Below are 17,899 nucleotides of genomic sequence, written 5' to 3'. Positions count from 1 at the left end.
GATGGAGCGTCAGTTGATCGCGCGGTCCGGGGGAACGGGACCGGGGCGTGTCCTCCGGACCGCGCCGGAGCGGCGGGCGTTGCGGCGCAGCAGCTGGGTGCGGGCCCCGGCGTCCACGCCCCGGTCCCGCTCGGCGAGCCGGTCGGCCATCGCGTACTGCTCGGCGGCCGGCTTCTTGTCGTCGTACTTGAACTTGGCGCGGACCTCGCGGACGGTCAGGCGCAGCCCGGTCAGGCCGGGGAGCAGCCGCGCGAACTCCCCCTCGCCGGGGGTGACCCGGACGTCCGGGCGCTCCGGCTGGAAGTGGGCCAGCTGGCGGTTGAGGATCTCCGCCTTGCCGGTCGGGTCGGTGACCAGTGACGCGGTGGCGTGGAAGTGCACCGAGGCGTAGTAACTGGTCGGCGTGCCGGGTTCGCCGCGCCAGTGGCCGGGGGCGAAGGCGTAGTCGTCGGTGACCGCGAGGGTGACCTCCGGGTCGGCCCGGACGGCCGGGAGCAGGGGGTTGGGGGCGGCGAGGTGGAGCAGGATCTCGCCGCGGTCGGCGTCCAGCAGGAAGTGGGTGGGGACGAGCACCGGGCCTTGGCCCGGCCCGCCGTTGGCGGCGAGCAGGCCGAAGTCGCGGCCCTCGGCGAGCCAGGCGCGCCATTCGGCTTCGTCGCCGCGGTCCCAGGAACGGATCAGCATCGGGGCCCCCGGTCAGCCGGCGGAGCGGGTGGAGTCGTCGGCCCCGGTGCTCGGGTCGGGGTCGCTACTCGGGTCGGGGGCGGGGCTCGGGGCGGTGAGCGCGCGCAGGTTCGCGGGGAGCGGCACGGTGGTGGAGACGTCCGGCAGGGGCGTGCCGTAGCCGCTGGTGACCGGGACCAGGCCGGCCCAGTAGGGCAGGTCGAGGTCCTCGGCGTCGTCGGCGGCGAGGTCGGTCCGGCTCTTGGCCGAGACCTCGTCGAGGTCGAGCCGGATCACCGCGGTGGCGGCGAGTTCCTTGGCGTTGGCCGGGCGGACCTCGGCGGAGCGGCCGGGCACGACCTGGTCGACCAGGGCGTCCAGCGCGATGCCCAGCTCCTCGGGGTCGGTGACCTGGTACGCGGTGCCGTGTGCCACCACCGAGCGGAAGTTGACCGAGTGGTTGAAGGCCGATTTGGTCAGCACCAGCGCGTCGACCAGGGTGACAGTGAGGCAGACTGGCAGGCCCTGCTCGCCCCGGGCGCCGCGCAGCGGCCGGCTGCCCGTGGAACCGTGCACGTAGAGGCGGTCGCCGACCCGGGCGTGGATGGTGGGCAGCACGACCGGCGCGCCGTCGACGACGAAGCCGAGGTGGCAGAGGTAGGTGGCGTCCAGGACCGCGTGGATCGCCTCGCGCTCCCAGGTGGCCCGGTCCTTGTAGCGGGTGGGGGTGGTGCGCGGGGTGCGGGCGTAGGACGTGTCGTTGTCCGGTACTGTCGACATGACAACCTCTATGTACTAGTGCATACTCTGTTTTGTGCTAGGAGACTATCGGATCACCGGTCGGCGTGCCAGCGAGATTGCGGCCGAGATCGAGCGGGGCGTCAGCGGTGGACAACTCGCCCCCGGGACGCCGTTGCCGCCGCTGCGCGACCTCGCGGCCGAACTCGGCGTCAACCCCAACACCGTGGCCGCCGCCTACCGGCTGCTCCGCGACCGGGGAGTGATCGAGACCGCCGGCCGCAAGGGCAGCCGGATCCGGCCGCGGCCGGCCCACACCCCGCGCGACGAGATCCGGCTGCCCGTTCCGGCGCACGCCCGCGACCTCTCCCACGGCAACCCCGACCCGGCGCTGCTGCCCGACCTCACCCGGGCCCTCGCGGCCGCCGCCGAGGCCGCCCGCCGCGAACCGGTCCGCTACGGGGACCCGGTCGCCGACCCCGGGCTGCTCGCGCTGGCCGGCGCGGCCTTCGCCGCGGACGGCCTGCCCTCCGGGCCGATCGCCGTCGCCTCCGGATCGCTGGACACCATCGAGCGGATCCTGGTCACCCGGCTGCGCCCCGGTGACGCCGTCGCCGTCGAGGACCCGGGCTGGGGCAGCCTGCTGGACCTGCTGCCGGCGCTCGGCCTGCGCGCGGCGCCGGTCCGGCTCGACGACGCCGGCCCGCTGCCCGGTGCGCTCGCCGAGGCGCTGGACGGCGGCGCCCGGGCGGTGGTCGTCACCAGTCGGGCGCAGAACCCGACCGGCGCCGCGCTCACCGCCGGGCGGGCCGGGGAGCTGCGCGCCGTCCTGTCCGCCCGTCCGGACGTGCTGCTGATCGAGGACGACCACGGCCACGGCATCGTCGATCAGCCCTACCACCCGCTGGCCGGCGCGGGCTCGCGGCACTGGGCGGTGGTGCGCTCGGCGGCCAAGGCCTACGGGCCGGACCTGCGGCTCTCGGTCGCGGTGGGCGACGAGGACACCGTCGGACGGGTGCTCGGGCGCCAGCGGCTGGGTGCCGGGTGGGTCAGTCATCTGCTCCAGCACGCGGTGGCCGAGCTGTGGCGCACCGACGCCGCGCCGGTGGAGCGGGTGGCCGGTGCCTACCGGGCGCGCCGGGGGGCGCTGATCGGCGAACTGGCCGCGCGCGGCGTCGCGGCGCACGGGGCGAGCGGGCTGAACGTCTGGGTGCCGGTGCCGGACGAGGCCGTCGCACTGGCCGCCCTGGTGCAGCGCGGCTGGGTCGTGGCGCCGGGCGCGCGCTACCGGCTCCAGTCGCCGCCCGGGCTGCGGGTCACGGTCGCGCAGCTGGACCCGGCCGATGCCGGGCGGCTGGCGGAGGATCTGGCGTCCGTGCTGAGCGGGTGGCACGGGATCGCCGGGGCGGGGGCGGACGGGGCGCCGTCGCGGCTGATCTGATTCGGTCCGGCCGGCCTCGGGGGAATGGAACGGCCTCCGATTCCAGGTCAATGGCGATACCAATTTCGATTCGATCCGGATCGAATCGAAATTGGTATCGCCATTGACTGGCCAGAAATGATCCGAGCCGATCAATACCGATTGGTAACAGGCCGAGAAATTCACTGCAGATACCTAGCGGTAACAAGCGTGGGCGTGTCATGTTCATCGCGCCACCGGCCGGCGGCCTACCCTCACCCCGTGTCTCCCCGCCCCCACCTGCGGGCGAGACCGATCGTTGGAGTTCCGTCGTGCCCGAAAACCGTTCGAGCATTTCCCGCACCACCGCCCGGTGGCGCGGACGGCTGCTCGCCGCCGCGCTCGCCCTGCCGCTCGCCGCCACCGGACTGGTGGCGGGAACCGCCGCCCCGGCCCGGGCCGCCACCCCGAGCGGCCCGACCGCCAGCGTCAGCCTCGGCGACAGCTACATCTCCGGGGAGGCCGGCCGCTGGAAGGGCAACTCCGTCACCAGCGGCGGCAACCGGGCCGGCACCGACCGGGCCTGGACCGGCAGCGGCTACGACCCGAGCCGGATCTACGGCACCACCTACACGAGCGGGTGCGACCGCTCGGACGTGGCCGAGGTGCGCAGCGCGCCGACCGTGGCCCAGACCCAGATCAACCTGGCCTGCTCGGGCGCCGTCGCCGCCAACGTCTTCCGCGCCGCCAACGGCGGGCAGTCGTTCAAGGGCGAGGCCCCGCAGGCCGACCAGCTCGCCACCGTGGCCCGGCAGAACAACGTCAAGCTGGTCACCCTGTCGATCGGCGGCAACGACCTCGGCTTCGGCGACGTGATCTCGACCTGCGTGCAGGACTACCTCGTCTGGTACTCCTACTGCAACGACGACCAGCAGGACGCGGTCGACGGCCGGATGCCGGCCGCGATGGCCGGCGTCGGCAAGGCGCTCGACGAGATCCGCGCCGTGATGGCGGGCGCCGGGTACGCGGCCGGGGACTACCGGATCGTGCTGCAGTCCTACCCCTCGCCGATCCCGCGCGCCGCCGAGATCCGCTACCCCGAGAGCGGCTGGAGCCGCTCGGACACCGGCGGCTGTCCGCTCTGGAACGGTGACGCGGACTGGGCGCGCGACTCGCTGGTGCCGCAGATCTCCCGGGCACTCGCCGGGGTGGCCCAGGCCAAGGGCGTGCAGTTCCTGGACCTGAGCGACATGCTCCAGGGCCGCGAGGTCTGCTCCAAGGCGACCCGCCAGGCCAGTTCGACCAGCGCACCGTCCGCGACCACCAGCGAGTGGGCGCGGTTCCTGGACGGCGGGCTCAACGCCTCGCAGGGCACCCTGCAGGAGTCGCTGCACCCCAACTACTACGCGCAGCAGGCGCTCGGGCGCTGCCTGACCCTGCTGTACGGGCGGACCAGCGGCGACTGGGGGTGCCGCAACACCGCCGGACAGGACGCCAGTGGGATGTACCTGACGGCGAAGTAGCCGACGGGAACGGGACGTCGCCCTGCCCCTCGCCTGTGCGGCGGGGGCAGGGCGACGTGCGTCGTCGGTTCGGCGGGGCAGGGCGAGGTCGTCCCGTTCCCGTGGTTCCGGTCAGCCCTTGGCGAGCAGCGCCTGGGTGTGCTCCTTGACCTGGTCCCTCGTCAGATAGGCGTCGGTGTACTCGAAGTCACGGAGCCGGGCGGGCTGGCGGGCGAGGAACCCGGTGCGCACGAAGTCGTCGCCGGCGGTCGCGTTGAGCAGCCAGTTCGCGCCGACCCGGAACTTGGCGGCATTGGTGCGCATCGCCATCAGGTGGTAACCGCGCGCCACCAGTTGCGCCGGCACGCCGCGCAGCTCCACCCCGAGCGGCTTGGAGACGGCGTCCTTGCCACCGAGGTCCACCACCAGGCCCAAGTCCTTGTGGTAGTAGGGCTCCAGGGGCTGGTTGCGGAGCGCGGCGATCACATTGTTGGCCACCGTCCGGCCCTGGCGGGCCGAGTGCTGGGCGGTCGGCGGGCACATCGCGCCGTCGCCCTTGGCGAGGTCGGGGACGGCGGCGGCATCGCCGAGCGCGAACACGCCCTCGAACGGGGGCACCCGCATCTCCGCCGTCACCGCGATCCGCCCGCGCACCGTCTCCGCGTCCAGGGTGGCGATCAGCGGGCTCGCGGCGACGCCGGCCGTCCAGATCAGGGTCCGGCAGGGGAGCACCCGGCCGTCGGTGAACTTCACCGACTCGGCGCCGACCTCGGCCACCGACACGCCCAGCGAGACCTCGATGCCGCGCTCGCGCAGCACCTCCAGGGCGGCGGTGCCGAGGGCGTCGCCGAGCTCGGGCATCAGCTTGGGGGCGATGTCGATGAGGTGCCACTTGATCTGCCGGGCGTCCAGCCTGGGGTAGCGGTGGGCGGCGGCCGTGGTGAGGCGCTGGAGGCAGGCGGCGGTCTCGGTCCCGGCGTAGCCGCCGCCGACCACCACGAACTGGAGCCGGGACTCGCGCTCCCGCTGGTCCGGGGTGGCCGAGGCGAGGTCCAGCTGGGCGATCACGTGGTCACGGACGTACGCCGCCTCGGCGAGGGTCTTCATGCCGCGCGCGTAGTCGGTCAGACCGGGGATGTCGAAGGTGCGGGTGACGCTGCCGGGGGCCAGCACCAGGTAGTCGTACTTCTGTGCCACCACCTCGTCGGTGATCTTGCGCACCACGCAGACCTTGGCGGCCGGGTCCACCCCGATCGCGCCGCCGGGGACGATGTGGGTGCGGCGCAGCGAGCGCCGCAGCGAGACGGCCACCGACTGCGGTGTGAGCACACCGGCCGCCACGTGCGGCAGCAGCGGCAGGTAGAGCTGGTAGCTGAACGGGGTGACCAGGGAGATCTCCGCCTCCGCCGGGGAGAGCTTGCGCTCCAGCCGGCGCGCGCACTCCAGTCCGGCGAAGCCGCCGCCCACGATCAGGATCCGGGCTCGTTCCATCGTGCGTCCCTCACAGTGCAGGTCGTTCCGCCGCGGGTCGTGGCGCCGGGGGCCGTTCCGCCACGGCGCGGCCCTCGGTGGGCGCGGAGGTGGCGGAGCGGACGCGGCGGTGCGAGTGCGGTGGTGCGGGTCATGGCCGATGCGGGTCGTGGCCGGTTGCGGGTCGTGGCCGTAGCGTTCCCCGGCTACTGTCCGCCACGTTCGCACGGAGCGGCGGGGGCTGCCACCGGGGCGACCCGGGCGGGGGAGTGGGCCGGGCAAGAGGACCGGGGGAGTAGGCCGGGCATGTGGGCTGGGGGAGTGGGCCGGGCAAGAGGACCGGGCGAGTGGGCCGGGTGACACCCGCCCCGTGCATATGCCCGATAGGCTGTCGGCCGTGCTCCCCGAGGTGACGGCGGTCCGTTATGTGACGCCACTGCGAGAAGGCGGCTCGATGCCGGGCCTGGTCGAGGCCGACGACAGGCGGCTGTACGCGCTGAAATGGGTCGGCGCGGCGCAGGGCCGCAAGGCGCTGGTGGCGGAGGTGCTGGCCGGGGAACTCGGCCGGCGGCTCGGACTGCCGGTGCCCGAGCTGGTGACCGTCGATCTGGACCCGGTGCTGGCCCGCAGCGAGCCGGACCCGCAGATCCAGGACCAGATGCGCGCCAGCGGCGGGCTCAACCTGGGCATGGCCTTCGTCAGCGGCGCGCTCAACTTCGACCCGCTCTGCTTCGACGTGGACGCCGGGCTGGCCGGGCAGGTGCTCTGGTTCGACGCCCTCATCGGCAACGTCGACCGCTCCTGGCGCAACCCCAATCTGCTGGTCGCCACCGGTGGGCTGCGGCTCATCGACCACGGCGCGAGCCTGATCTTCCACCACCACTGGGCCGGTGCCGCCGCCTGGATCCGCCGGCCGTACGACGCCTCCGACCACGCGCTGCTGCGCGCCGAGCCGGACCTGCTCGCCGCCGACAAGGCGCTCGCGCCGCTGGCCGAGACGGCGATCGAGGAGGCGGTGGCGCGGATCCCGGACGTCTGGCTGGTGGACGAGCCCGGCTTCGACTCGCCCGAGGCGGTGCGCGCGGCGTACCGCACCCAGTTGACCGAGCGACTGGCCGGTCCGCGCGACTGGCTGCCGGAGGTGTCCGCATGACCGAGCCGATCCGGTCGGCCCTGCCGGCCGTCGCCGAGCTGCACGACTACGAGTACGCGGTGATCCGGGCGGTGCCCCGGGTGGAGCGCGGTGAGTGCGTCAACGTGGGCGTGCTGCTGTACTGCCGGCAGAGCGCCCACCTGGCCGCCCGGACCCATCTGGACCAGGCGCGGCTGCTGGCGCTGGACCCGGTGGCCGACGTGTCCGGGGTGCGGCGGGCGCTGCAGGGGATCGAAGCGGTCTGCGAGGGCGGACCGCAGGCCGGTCCGGCGGCGTCGGACAACCCGGGGCAGCGGTTCCGCTGGCTGACCGCGCCGCGCAGCGCGGTGGTGCAGCCGGGGCCGGTGCACACCGGGCTGACCTCGGACCCGGAGACCGAGCTGCGCCGGCTGTTCGACCAGCTGGTGCTCTGAGGGTCCGGGTCCCGGTTGGCTGCCGGATCTTTGCCGTGATCAAAGCTTGAGTTACTGAAGCAGTCGGTCGTAGGCTGACCTCATGGGTTCGACAGCGACCACGACCGTACCGACCAACGCCGAGCTGATGGAGGCGCTGGCCGCCGTCGGTGCCGCGTACTTCCAGGACTTCGCGGCCGCCGCCGCCAGGCACGGTCTCTCCTCCTCGCAGGCCAAGGCGCTCGGCGCCGTCCAGGAGCCGGTGCCGATGCGCGCGCTGGCCGGGCGGCTCGGCTGCGACGCCTCCAATGTGACCGGGATCGTCGACCGGCTGGAGGCCCTGGGCCTGGCACGCCGGGAGGCCTCGGCGGGGGACCGGCGGGTCAAGATCGTGGTCATCAGCGAGCAGGGCCGGGAGATCCTGGCGCTGGTCCGCGGCGAGATGAGCCGCACCCACCAGTCCTTCGAGACCCTCAACGACGAGCAGCGGAGCGCGCTGCACTCGATCTGCCTCCAGGTGCTCCCGGTGCTCAGCGGCCGGCAGTAGGCGCGGGCCGGGGCGGAGCGCGCCTACTGCCGTCTGCTTCTGTCGTCCGCTTTCTGCCGTTCGCGGCCGGAGCTGGGGGCCTTGCCGGGGACGTCGCCGGGTGGCCCGGTGGTGATCAGCCGGTGGCCGCCCCCTCCAGTGCGGCGAGGACGGCCGGCAGCGGTGTGTGGTGGAGCAGGGTGAGCCGCGCCGTCGCCCGGGTGAGCGCGACGTAGAGGTCGGACCAGCCCTGGGCGAGCAGGCCCGCCGGGTCGACCAGGACGACGGCGTCGAACTCCAGGCCCTTGCAGTCCCGGACGGTCAGCGCGCCCAGGGCGGCGGCCCGGTCGTCCGGTGCGATCACCCCGACCGTGCCCGGGCCGGTGGGCAGCGCGGCCAGCGCGGCGGCGTAGTCGCCGCCCGGCACCGGGACGGCGTGCGGGCGCTCGGCGGTCTCGCGGACGGCCTCGGTCGGTTCCTGGCCGGGGGAATGGGCGCGCAGCACCTCGGCGGCCGGCGCCATGATCGCCGCCGGGGTGCGGTAGTTGACGGTCAGCCGCACCTCGTGCCGCCGCCCGGGCAGCTCCCGGTCCAGCAGCTCCGCCCAGGACGTCCGGGACCCGGCCGGCGAACCGGTCTGGGCGAGGTCGCCGACGATCGTCAGCGAGTGGGTCGGCACCCGGCGCAGCACGGTGCGCCAGTCCATCGCGGACAGTTCCTGGGCCTCGTCGACCACCACGTGCCCGTACGCCCACTCGCGGTCCTCGGCGGCGCGCTCGGCGGTGGTGCGGTCCGGTCCGGTGTCGCGGAACCGCTCGGCGAGCAGGTCGGCGTCCAGGGTGACGTCGGTGGCCTCGTCCCGCAGGCCGGCGAGGGTGAGCACGCCCTCGGCGTAGTCCAGCTCCTCGTCCAGCACCCGCCCGGCGGCCCGGGCGCGGGCCCGGGCCGAGCCGGCGTCCTCGCCGAGGAGCTCCGCCGCCTCGTCGAGCAGCGGGACGTCCCCGGTGGTCCAGGGCGAACCGGCCGGGCGCAGGACGGCCGCGCGCTCGGCGGGCGTGAGGCCGGGAGCGGCGACGGCCAGCAGGGCGGGGTCGGAGAGCAACCGGTCGATCACCTGATGGGGCGTCAGGACCGGCCACAGGGAGTCGAGTCGGGCGCGGATCGCGGACTGCTCCCAGAGCTCGCGCGGAGCGTACCGGGCCTCCTCCTCGTCGTACGGGCGGCCGAGCGCGAGCGCCTGCTCCACCGCCAGCGCGTCGAGCACCGTGCGCAGGAAGAACGCCCGCGCCCGGTTGTGCGGCAGGCGCAGGCCGCGGGCGGCGTCCCGGGCCTCGGCGCAGACCCGGTGCGACAGCCGCAGGTGCTCGCCGAACCGCAGCTCGCCCGCCGGCGGCGCCTGATGCGCCTCGACCGCGCGCCGGACCACCTCCGCCATCCCCGCGCCGCCCTTGACCACGGCGGCGGCCGGGGCGTCCGGCACGGTGGCCCGGACGCCCGGGAAGAGCTCGCCGACCGTGCGGAGCACCACCTCGGTCTCGCCGAGCGCGGGCAGCACCTGGTCGATGTAGCGCAGGAACGCCGGGTTGGGGCCGACCACCAGGATGCCGCGCCGCTCCAGCACCGCGCGGTGGGTGTACAGCAGATAGGCGGCGCGGTGCAGGGCGGTGACGGTCTTCCCGGTGCCGGGGCCGCCCTGGACCACCAGGGCGCCGGGCAGCGGGGCGCGGATCACCCGGTCCTGCTCGGCCTGGAGGGTGGCGACCGCGGTGCGCATCCGGCCGGTGCGCTCGCGGGCCAGGGCGGCCAGCAGCGCGGCCTCGCCGACCAGGGTCCGCCGGTCGTGCTCGCCCAGCTGCTCCAGGTCGAGAGCCTCGTCGTCGAGTCCGACCAGGGTGCGGCCCCGGGTGCGCAGGTGGCGGCGCCGGACCACCCCGCCCGGCTCGACCGGGGTGGCGGTGTAGAACGGGCGGGCGGCCGGCGCGCGCCAGTCGATCAGCAGCGGCTCGTAGGCGCCTTCCCGGTCGTCGACGAGGCCGATCCGGCCGATGCGGCGGACGGTGCCGTCGCCGTGGTCGAGGCGCCCGAAGCACAGCCCGCGTTCGACCGCGTCCAGTCGGGCGGCGTGCCGGACGGCCTCGGCGGCGCGCAGCTCGCGCTCCAGCCGGGCCTGGTGGGTGCCGCCCGGGCCGGCCTCGTGGCCGAGCGTGACGAGGGTGCGGAGGGCGCGGGCGCGGGCGGCGTCGAGCTGGGCGTACAGGTCGGTGAGGCGGGCCTGTTCGGTGCGCAGCGCCTCGGCGAGGCGGCCGTCCGGGTCCGCGGTCGGGTCGGGAGCCCGGTCGGGGGTCTGGTGGGGAGCCCGGTCGAGTGTGCGGTCGGACGCGGAGGTGGGGACCGCTGGAAGTCCATTCATGGGTGTGGTATCCTTGCGGCGAGGAGTTTGTGGAGCCTCTTGTGGAAGTTGCTCAATTGCCCCAGCCTACCCGATCCGGCGCCGTTCAGGCTGACCTCGGCTGTTAGGCTTGCGAAGCGTGAGCGCGAAGCCCCAGATCCCCAATGTCCTGGCCTCCCGGTACGCCTCGGCGACCCTGGCCCAGCTGTGGTCCCCCGAGCACAAGGTGGTCCTCGAGCGCCACCTGTGGCTCGCCGTCCTGAAGGCCCAGCAGGACCTCGGCGTCGAGGTGCCCGCCACCGCCGTCGCCGACTACGAGCGGGTGATCGACCAGGTCGACCTCGCTTCCATCGCCGCCCGTGAGCGGGTCACCCGGCACGACGTGAAGGCCCGGATCGAGGAGTTCAGCGACCTCGCCGGCCACGAGCAGATCCACAAGGGCATGACCTCCCGGGATCTGACCGAGAACGTCGAGCAGCTGCAGATCCGGCAGTCCCTGGAGCACGTGCGCGACCGCACGGTCGCCGTGCTGGTCCGCCTGGGCCGGCTCTCCGCCGAGCACGCCGAGCTGGTCATGGCCGGCCGCTCGCACAACGTGGCCGCGCAGGCCACCACCCTCGGCAAGCGCTTCGCGTCGATCGCGGACGAGCTGCTGGTCGCCTTCCGCCGGCTGGAGGAGCTGATCGCCCGCTACCCGCTGCGCGGGATCAAGGGCCCGGTCGGCACCGCCCAGGACATGCTGGACCTGCTCGGCGGCGACACCGAGAAGCTCGCCGAGCTGGAGCGCCGGGTCGCCGGCCACCTCGGCTTCGACAACGTGCTGATCAGCGTCGGCCAGGTCTACCCGCGCTCGCTGGACTTCGAGGTGCTGACCGCCCTCGTCCAGCTGGCCGCCGCGCCGTCCAGCCTGGCCAAGACCATCCGCCTGATGGCCGGCCACGAGCTCGTGACCGAGGGCTTCAAGGAGGGCCAGGTCGGCTCCTCCGCGATGCCGCACAAGATGAACACCCGCTCCTGCGAGCGTGTCAACGGCCTCGCGGTGATCCTGCGCGGCTACGCGTCGATGACCGGCGAGCTGGCCGGCGACCAGTGGAACGAGGGCGACGTCTCCTGCTCGGTGGTCCGCCGGGTCGCGCTGCCGGACGCCTTTTTCGCCTTCGACGGCCTGCTGGAGACCTTCCTGACCGTCCTCGACGAGTTCGGCGCCTTCCCGGCCGTGGTCGAGGCAGAGCTGGACCGCTACCTGCCGTTCCTGGCCACCACCAAGGTGCTGATGGGCGCGGTGCGCGCGGGCGTCGGCCGGGAGACCGGGCACGAGGTCATCAAGGAGCACGCCGTCGCCTCCGCGCTCGCGATGCGGGCCGGGGCCCGGGAGAACGAGCTGCTGGACCGGCTGGCGAACGACGACCGGATCCCGCTGGACCGGGCCGGGCTGGACGCGCTGCTGGCCGACCGGCTCTCCTTCACCGGTGCGGCCGGCGCCCAGGTCGCCGAGGTCGTCCGGCAGGTCGAGGCCGTCGCGGCCGCGTACCCGGAGGCCGCCAAGTACGCGCCGGGCGACATCCTCTGACGGTTGTCCGACCCCGGTTACCGGGCCCCGTCGCCGTCGAGGCGGCGGGGCCCTCGGTGTGTTCCGGGGGCTTGGCTTCTGCTGAGGAGGCTCAGCCCTGTTCCGGGGCGGGGTGGCCCGGGTCGAGGGGAAGGGCGGGGCGGCCCGGGTCCAGAGGTGGGGCCGGGTGGCCGGGGTCGAGGGGTGGCGCGTTGGTGCCGCAGGCGTAGCGGCAGTCCGGTTCGGCCACCGGGTGGTGGTCCTCCGGGGCCAGGACGTTGCCGTGGACGGTGGCCAGGGCGGTGAGTCCGCCCGCCACGAGCAGTCCGGCGCAGATCAGCATCGCGGTGTGGAAGGCGGAGTCGACCGCCGACGGCACCTGGTAGGCGTCGCCGCTCAGACCCGCCAGCGCGGGCAGTGCGGCGACCGCCAGCAGACCGGCCGCCCGGGCCGCGGCGTTGTTGACCCCGCTCGCGATGCCCGCGTGCCGTACTTCGACCGCCGCCAGCACGGTCGCGGTCAGCGGTGCGACCAGCAGCACCATCCCGCTCCCCATCACCGCGACGGCCGGCAGCACGTCCGTCCAGTAGGAGGCGTCGGGCCCGATCCGCAGCATCAGCAGCACGCCCACCGCGCACAGCAGCGGGCCGACGGTGAGCGGCAGCCGGGGGCCGATCCGTTTGCCCAGCCGGCCCGCCCGGGCGGAGAGCGCCAGCATGATCACGGTGATCGGCACCAGTGCCAGTCCGGAGACCAGCGGGGAGAAGCCGGAGACGATCTGCAGCTGGACGACCAGGAGGAAGAAGACCCCGCTGAACGCCGCGTACACGGCGAGGGTGACCAGGTTGACGGCGGTGAACAGCCGTGAGGAGAACAGGCCCAGCGGCAGCATCGGCTCCGGGGTGCGGCGCTCGACCACAATGAAGGCGGCGCCGAGCAGGAGGCCGGCCGTGCCGGTGACCCAGACCGTGGCGGAGAGTCCGCCCCCGGCGGCGGTCAGCGCATAGGTGATCGAGCCGAGCGCGAGGGCGGCCAGCACCGCGCCGAGCACGTCGAAGCGTCCGGTCGAGCTCTCGTCCCGGCTCTCCGGGACGTGCCGGGCGGCCACCACGATCACCATCGCGGCCAGCGGCAGGTTCAGCAGGAAGATCCAGCGCCAGCCCGGGCCGTCCACCAGCCAGCCGCCGAGGAACGGGCCGACCGCCGCCGACACCCCGCCGAGGCCGGACCAGAGGCCGACCGCCGCCGAGCGGTCGTCCGGATGGAACACCGCCTGGAGCATCGCCAGCGAGCCCGGGGTGAGCAGCGCTCCGCCGATGCCCTGCACGGCGCGGGCCGCGATCAGCACCTCGATGGTCGGCGCGGCGGCGCAGGCGGCGGACGCGGCGGCGAACCAGACCACGCCCAGCAGGAAGATCCGCCGCCGTCCGTACCGGTCGCCGAGCGCGCCGCCGAGCAGGATCAGGCCCGCCAGGGTGAGCAGATAGGCGTTGAGCGTCCATTGCAGGGCGTCGAGTTGGGCGCCGAGATCGGTGCCGATCCGGGGCAGTGCGACGTTCACGACGGTTCCGTCGAGCATCGCCATGCTGGAACCGAGCACCGTCGCCAGAAGTACCCAGCGACCCTGCGCGGTGCCCAACCGCAGGGTGCCTGCATCGGTGGTGGTCACGGCCCATGGTGGGGCCCCCGGGGCCGAAGTGACAAGGGTCACCGGGGGTGTGTCGGGGATGTCCGTTCCGTGAGTGATCGTGTGCGCACTGATGACGACATCGGCGGAGGGTGGCGGATCACGTGCGCGCAGTGAATGGATTGTGTGCGTACTGTGCATATCCCTGATGCGGAGCGTCACGGTGTTCCGGACTTTGGTCCCGGGTTCCGGAGATCGACATTGCTTCACCCGAACGGATGGGTTTTAGTTCAGCGACCGCCCGGCGTCAGCCCGGGTGGCCACCGGGTGGAACGCCTAGTCCTGCCGCTGCCCGGTGGTTCGCAACGAACTCTGTACGGCAGGAGCGGGGGACCCACAGGTAAGTCGCCGGACCCGAATTGACGGTCCGGCTTGGGGTGAAGCCGCATTTCTCTGCGGCCGGGCAACTCCAGCCCGAACCCGACAGCTCACCTCGCAGGCGTCGGAGAGGACAGCTTCCATGCCCGCACAGGCACGTCGTATCGCCATGCCCCGCGCCGTCCGCATCGGCATCGCCACCGCCGTCACCGGCGCCGCCTTCGCCCTTCCGCTGGTGACCACCGTCACCGCCCAGGCGCACGAGGCCCCGGCCGCCGGCCAGACGCAGCAGAGCAGCACCTGGACCGGCGCCGCCAGCGTCGACGCCGCGCCGGCTGCCGCCGAGAACGCTCCGGTTGCCCCGGCTGCCGCCGCCGCTCCCGCCGCCGAGGCCGCTCCGGCCGCTCCGGTCGACTACAAGGTCGTCGGCGGGGACACCCTGTCGAAGATCGCCGACGCGAAGAACGTCGAGGGTGGCTGGAAGGCGCTGTTCGAGCACAACCGCTCGGTCATCGGCGCCAACCCGAACCTCATCTTCCCGGGTCAGCACCTCGCGCTCGGCGCCAAGGCCGCCGAGGCCGCGAAGCCCGCCGCCCCGGCCGAGGCCGCCAAGCCGGCCGCTCCCGCCGCCAAGGCGCAGACCTCGCAGGACTCGGTGAAGCCGGCCGCTCCGGCCGCGAAGCCGGCGGCCCCGGCTGCCAAGCCGGCTGCCCAGCCCGCCGTTCAAGCTGTCGTCGCCCCGGTCGCGAAGCCGGCCGCCGCGGCTCCGGTCGCCGCCACCTCCGGCTTCTTCGCCCCGCTGGCCAACCCGAAGCTCGGCACCGCCTACGGCGTGGCCGGCTCGATGTGGGCCTCCGGCCACCACACCGGCGCCGACTTCGTCGCTGCCACCGGCACCCCGCTGCGCGCGGTCGCGGCCGGCACCGTGGTGAAGGCCGGCAACGGCGGCGCCTACGGCAACGAGGTCGAGATCAAGCTCGCCGACGGCAAGTACGCCGAGTACGCGCACCTGTCCTCGATCGGCGTGTCCATCGGTCAGACCGTCACCGCCGGCCAGCAGATCGGCCTCTCCGGTGCGACCGGCAACGTGACCGGCCCGCACCTGCACTTCGAGATCCGCACGGGCTCGGAGTACGGCTCGGACATCGACCCGATCGCCTACCTGCGGGCGCACGGCGTCGCGATCTGACCCTCGGTCGGATCATCTGCCACCGCTGGGTGCGGGGCGAAAACGACCTCCCGGAATGGTCATGTCGGGTGACCGCTGGACCGGGTGGACGCCGCACCTGAGCGGATCGACGGGCGCGGGACACGCCCGTCCTGCCGGCCGGCCCGGCTCGCGAGATCTTTCTCGTGGGCCGGGCCGGCCGTCGTCGTGCCGGGGTCCGCTGCCGCAGAGTTGACCACGCGTCAGTGTCGTTGCGGGGAAGGCTGGTTCGGCTTCCTTTGGGTTCAGGACCGGTGAGCGGCGGGCTCCTGCTCGGCGGCGGCCAGCAGTTGGTGCACCCGGTGACCGAACTCGTCGGCGTCGCGGGCCGGTTCGAGGAAGACCAGCCGGACGTCGCGGTGGCCGTACGGGTGGTCCAGGCGGAGCACCAGGCCGTACCGGTCGAGGGCGAGCGGGCGGATGTCGGGACGGTCGGCGAGCAGTGCCGGGTCGAGCAGCCGGGTGAGTACGGCGAGCGCGTCGGGGTGGTCGTCGGCGAGGTGGGTGAGCAGTCCGGCCTCGTAGCGGGCCAGCGGGTCGGGGGCGGCCGCCGCGAGGTCGGCGCCGGTGATCGCGGTGGTGCCGTACGGGGTCGAGAGCACGGCGTGCGCGACGTCCAGGTGGAGGTGCACGCTCAGGCCGTCGTCGGCGAGGTGGGCGAGGTGGAGCCGCCCGGCCAGGGTGAGACGCCCGCGGACCCGGTCACGGACGGCCACCGGGGCGATGTCGGTGAGGCCGAGCACGACGGCGAGGCCGTCCTGCTCGCGGGCGGCGGCGGAGGTCACCGGGGAGTCGAGCGGCGCGCGCAACCGGAGCCGGGAGCCGTGCACCGAGACGGGGGTGGAGAGTTCGTGCTGCTCGCCGCCGGTGCGGAGGACCACCGAGGAGGTGGCGGTCAGCAGGCTGCCGATCCGTTCGGCGGCGTTGGGCTCGGGAATCTCGGCATCGTGCTGCGGGTGCGGGCTCATGGGATCGGGACCTCCGGCGGACGAGCTGACCTTATAGTTAGGTGAGCCTAACCTAATGACTTGAGGGGGCGAGGGCAAGGTGTCGCCAGGGTGGGGCGGGCCGGGAGTGCGCGAAGGGTTCTGGTTCGGAGTCCGGCTGCTCCTGGTGGGGATGAGGCTTTCGGGGTAGGCGGCAGTCAGCAGACTACCGATCAGATCGGTGTCGGCGGGCTCGGAAATCTCGATGCTGTGCGGGTGTGGGGCGCGGGCCTGAGGTCAATAGCGCACGAATCGGGCGATGATTAGGCAAGCCTTGCCTTGTTGTCGGTGAGATGGCGACCGGGTGCTGGTGCGGCAGGGTCGGACATGCGCGAAGGGCCCCGACGCGGAGTCGGGGCCCTTCCGGTGCGGACGGTGCGTGCGGGAAGCTGCTACAGATCGTCAGGCGGTCTGGGGGAGTGGCTTCGGTGTCGTTGGCAGGCGAGTGAGGCAAGGACGACGGTTCTGGCCAAGGACAGCCCAAGCGTCAGTCAGGCGGAGGGTCGGACCCCGAGCGGTGCCATCTACATCCTCACTGTCAGGCGAGGACCGCCTGGGCGTCGATCTCCACCAGCATCGGCTCCTGCGGGAGCTCGCAGAAGATCGTGGTCCGGCAGGGCTTCACGCCGCCCGGCGGGATGTTCTCCTCGATGAACTCGGCGTAGACCTCGTTCATCAGCGGGAAGTCGGCGCGCTTGGTGAGGTACACGCGGAACATCACCACGTCCTCGACGGTCGCGCCGCCCGCCTCGACGATCGCCTTGACGTTCTCCAGCGTGCGGCGGGTCTGCGCCTTCACGTCGCCGTGGTGGAGGTACTCGCCGGTGGCCGGGTCCTGCGGGCCCTGGCCGGACACCTGGAGGATCGGGCCCTTGCGGACGCCCTGGGAGAACATCCAGGCCGGGGCGGGGGCGCCGTCGGTACGGATCTCGGTCTTGTCGTTCTGGACGCTCATGCGTGCTCACTTCCTCGACGGGGGAGGGCGGTAGGGGCTGTCGGTGGTGCGGGCTGTCGGTGGTGCGGGCTGTCGGTGGTGCGGTGGTGCGGTGGTTGTCGGCGGCGCGGGGAGGGGTCAGTGGCGTGGAGGCTGGCCGCAGTCGGCGGAGATCGCCCGCGTGGTGGCGAGCAGTTGGGGCAGCAGCTCCAGCACCTGCTCGTAGGGGAGCACGACATCCGGGACGGAGATCGAGGCGGCGGCGACCACTCGGCCGGTGGCGTCGCGGATCGGCGCGGCCACGCAGTTGATGAACGCCTCGTGCTCGGCGTGGTCCTGTGCCCAGCCCTGGGCGGCGACCTTCTCCAACTCGGCCAGCAGCGCCTCGGGCGTGGTGAGGGTGCGTGCGGTGTGCGGGGTGAAGTCGATGCCGGCCACCACCCGCCGCCGTTCGGGCGTGGGCAGGTCGGCGAGCAGCACCTTGGACACTGCGGCGCTGTGCAGGGCGGCCCGGAGACCGATCCGCGAGTACATCCGCACCGGGTGCCGGGAGTCGTACTTGTCGATGTAGACCACCTCGCCACCCTCGTACGCGGCCAGGTGCACGGTCTGGCCGGTGCCGGCGTTCAGCTCGGCGAGGTACGGCGCGGCGATCCGGCGGACCCCGCGCTGTTCCAGGGCGAGCCCCGAGAGCGCGAACAGTCCGGCGCCCAGGTGGTAGCGGTATCCGGCGTCGCGGTAGACGAATCGTTCCTCTTCGAGACTCTGGAGCAGCCGGAGCACGGTCGTCTTGTGCACGCCGAGCACCTCGGCCAACTGGTCCAGGGAGCGCTCGCCCTCGCCGAGTTCGGCGAGGATGCGCAGGGCGCGGGTGACGGTCTGGCTCATGGCGCTCCAAGGGCCGGGGTGGCGGCCGGTCGAGGGTCGGGGGCACCGCCCCCTGGTGCGACGGGCGCGGAGCGGGGGGTGGGGGAGGTGTGTGCGGT

The 17,899-nt window shown here is 73.6% G+C and carries 15 protein-coding genes and 1 riboswitch; of the genes, 7 read left to right on the top strand and 8 right to left on the bottom strand.

Annotated elements, in window-relative coordinates; all coding sequences use genetic code 11:
* Nucleotides 1-9: 9 nt before the first annotated feature.
* Entirely contained in the window at nt 10-684 is a 675-nt protein-coding gene (locus ADK60_RS03005; RefSeq protein WP_063783020.1) for an FMN-binding negative transcriptional regulator, read from the bottom strand.
* Nucleotides 685-696: 12 nt separating this feature from the next.
* Nucleotides 697-1,443, bottom strand: coding sequence for a pyridoxamine 5'-phosphate oxidase family protein (locus ADK60_RS03000; protein WP_079008001.1), 747 nt, complete (start codon nt 1,441-1,443; stop codon nt 697-699).
* A 34-nt stretch (nt 1,444-1,477) separates the two neighbouring features.
* Here ADK60_RS03000 and ADK60_RS02995 point away from each other — a divergent pair, with 34 nt between their 5' ends.
* Together ADK60_RS02995 and ADK60_RS02990 are read left to right on the top strand one after the other, a co-directional pair.
* Nucleotides 1,478-2,842, top strand: coding sequence for an aminotransferase class I/II-fold pyridoxal phosphate-dependent enzyme (locus ADK60_RS02995; RefSeq protein ID WP_053642983.1), 1,365 nt, complete (start codon nt 1,478-1,480; stop codon nt 2,840-2,842).
* Between the two features lie 290 nt (nt 2,843-3,132).
* Complete coding sequence (locus tag ADK60_RS02990; protein WP_053642981.1) at nt 3,133-4,323, top strand: GDSL-type esterase/lipase family protein; 1,191 nt, start codon at nt 3,133-3,135, stop codon at nt 4,321-4,323.
* Nucleotides 4,324-4,434: 111 nt separating this feature from the next.
* Here the strand turns inward: ADK60_RS02990 and ADK60_RS02985 are convergent, their stop codons facing one another.
* Nucleotides 4,435-5,793 (bottom strand): NAD(P)/FAD-dependent oxidoreductase, encoded by a 1,359-nt coding sequence (locus ADK60_RS02985; RefSeq protein ID WP_053642980.1) that lies wholly within the window; start codon nt 5,791-5,793, stop codon nt 4,435-4,437.
* A 376-nt stretch (nt 5,794-6,169) separates the two neighbouring features.
* Between ADK60_RS02985 and ADK60_RS02980 the strand changes: the two genes are divergently transcribed.
* The 3 genes from ADK60_RS02980 (at nt 6,170) to ADK60_RS02970 (ending at nt 7,864) form a co-directional block, all read left to right on the top strand.
* Nucleotides 6,170-6,925: a HipA family kinase gene (locus ADK60_RS02980; RefSeq protein WP_199839583.1), complete on the top strand. Its 756-nt coding sequence runs from the start codon at nt 6,170-6,172 to the stop codon at nt 6,923-6,925.
* Nucleotides 6,922-7,338, top strand: a complete 417-nt coding sequence (locus ADK60_RS02975) for a DUF3037 domain-containing protein (RefSeq protein WP_045943322.1) — start codon at nt 6,922-6,924, stop codon at nt 7,336-7,338. The genes ADK60_RS02980 and ADK60_RS02975 overlap by 4 nt, the downstream gene beginning before the upstream one ends.
* Before the next feature lie 82 nt (nt 7,339-7,420).
* Entirely contained in the window at nt 7,421-7,864 is a 444-nt protein-coding gene (locus ADK60_RS02970) for a MarR family winged helix-turn-helix transcriptional regulator (RefSeq protein ID WP_045943323.1), read from the top strand.
* 115 nt (nt 7,865-7,979) lie between these two features.
* Here the strand turns inward: ADK60_RS02970 and ADK60_RS02965 are convergent, their stop codons facing one another.
* A complete protein-coding gene (locus ADK60_RS02965) occupies nt 7,980-10,253 on the bottom strand; it encodes a HelD family protein (RefSeq protein ID WP_079007998.1) in 2,274 nt (757 codons plus the stop codon).
* 109 nt (nt 10,254-10,362) lie between these two features.
* Here ADK60_RS02965 and purB point away from each other — a divergent pair, with 109 nt between their 5' ends.
* Nucleotides 10,363-11,802 carry an adenylosuccinate lyase gene (gene purB, locus ADK60_RS02960; RefSeq protein ID WP_197698729.1) on the top strand — a complete coding sequence of 480 codons (1,440 nt, stop codon included), beginning with the start codon at nt 10,363-10,365 and terminating at the stop codon, nt 11,800-11,802.
* Between the two features lie 91 nt (nt 11,803-11,893).
* Here the strand turns inward: purB and ADK60_RS02955 are convergent, their stop codons facing one another.
* A complete protein-coding gene (locus ADK60_RS02955) occupies nt 11,894-13,450 on the bottom strand; it encodes an MFS transporter (RefSeq protein WP_053642977.1) in 1,557 nt (518 codons plus the stop codon).
* Nucleotides 13,451-13,759: 309 nt separating this feature from the next.
* Nucleotides 13,760-13,925: riboswitch (cyclic di-AMP (ydaO/yuaA leader) on the top strand.
* Nucleotides 13,926-13,928: 3 nt separating this feature from the next.
* Here ADK60_RS02955 and ADK60_RS02950 point away from each other — a divergent pair.
* Nucleotides 13,929-14,975, top strand: coding sequence for a M23 family metallopeptidase (locus tag ADK60_RS02950; RefSeq protein WP_053642975.1), 1,047 nt, complete (start codon nt 13,929-13,931; stop codon nt 14,973-14,975).
* Nucleotides 14,976-15,238: 263 nt separating this feature from the next.
* Here the strand turns inward: ADK60_RS02950 and ADK60_RS02945 are convergent, their stop codons facing one another.
* The 3 genes from ADK60_RS02945 to ADK60_RS02935 all read right to left on the bottom strand — a co-directional run bounded on the left by ADK60_RS02945 (nt 15,239) and on the right by ADK60_RS02935 (nt 17,801).
* Nucleotides 15,239-15,961: a DUF2470 domain-containing protein gene (locus ADK60_RS02945; RefSeq protein ID WP_053642974.1), complete on the bottom strand. Its 723-nt coding sequence runs from the start codon at nt 15,959-15,961 to the stop codon at nt 15,239-15,241.
* A gap of 556 nt (nt 15,962-16,517) precedes the next feature.
* Nucleotides 16,518-16,934, bottom strand: a complete 417-nt coding sequence (locus ADK60_RS02940; RefSeq protein ID WP_045943330.1) for a RidA family protein — start codon at nt 16,932-16,934, stop codon at nt 16,518-16,520.
* Nucleotides 16,935-17,051: 117 nt separating this feature from the next.
* A complete protein-coding gene (locus tag ADK60_RS02935; RefSeq protein WP_053642972.1) occupies nt 17,052-17,801 on the bottom strand; it encodes an IclR family transcriptional regulator in 750 nt (249 codons plus the stop codon).
* Nucleotides 17,802-17,899: the final 98 nt, after the last annotated feature.

It is taken from the genome of Streptomyces sp. XY431 (assembly GCF_001279805.1).
Lineage (GTDB): Bacteria > Actinomycetota > Actinomycetes > Streptomycetales > Streptomycetaceae > Kitasatospora > Kitasatospora purpeofusca.
Note: the sequence above shows the minus strand (reverse complement) of the source record. Positions and strands in the feature narration are given on the sequence as shown.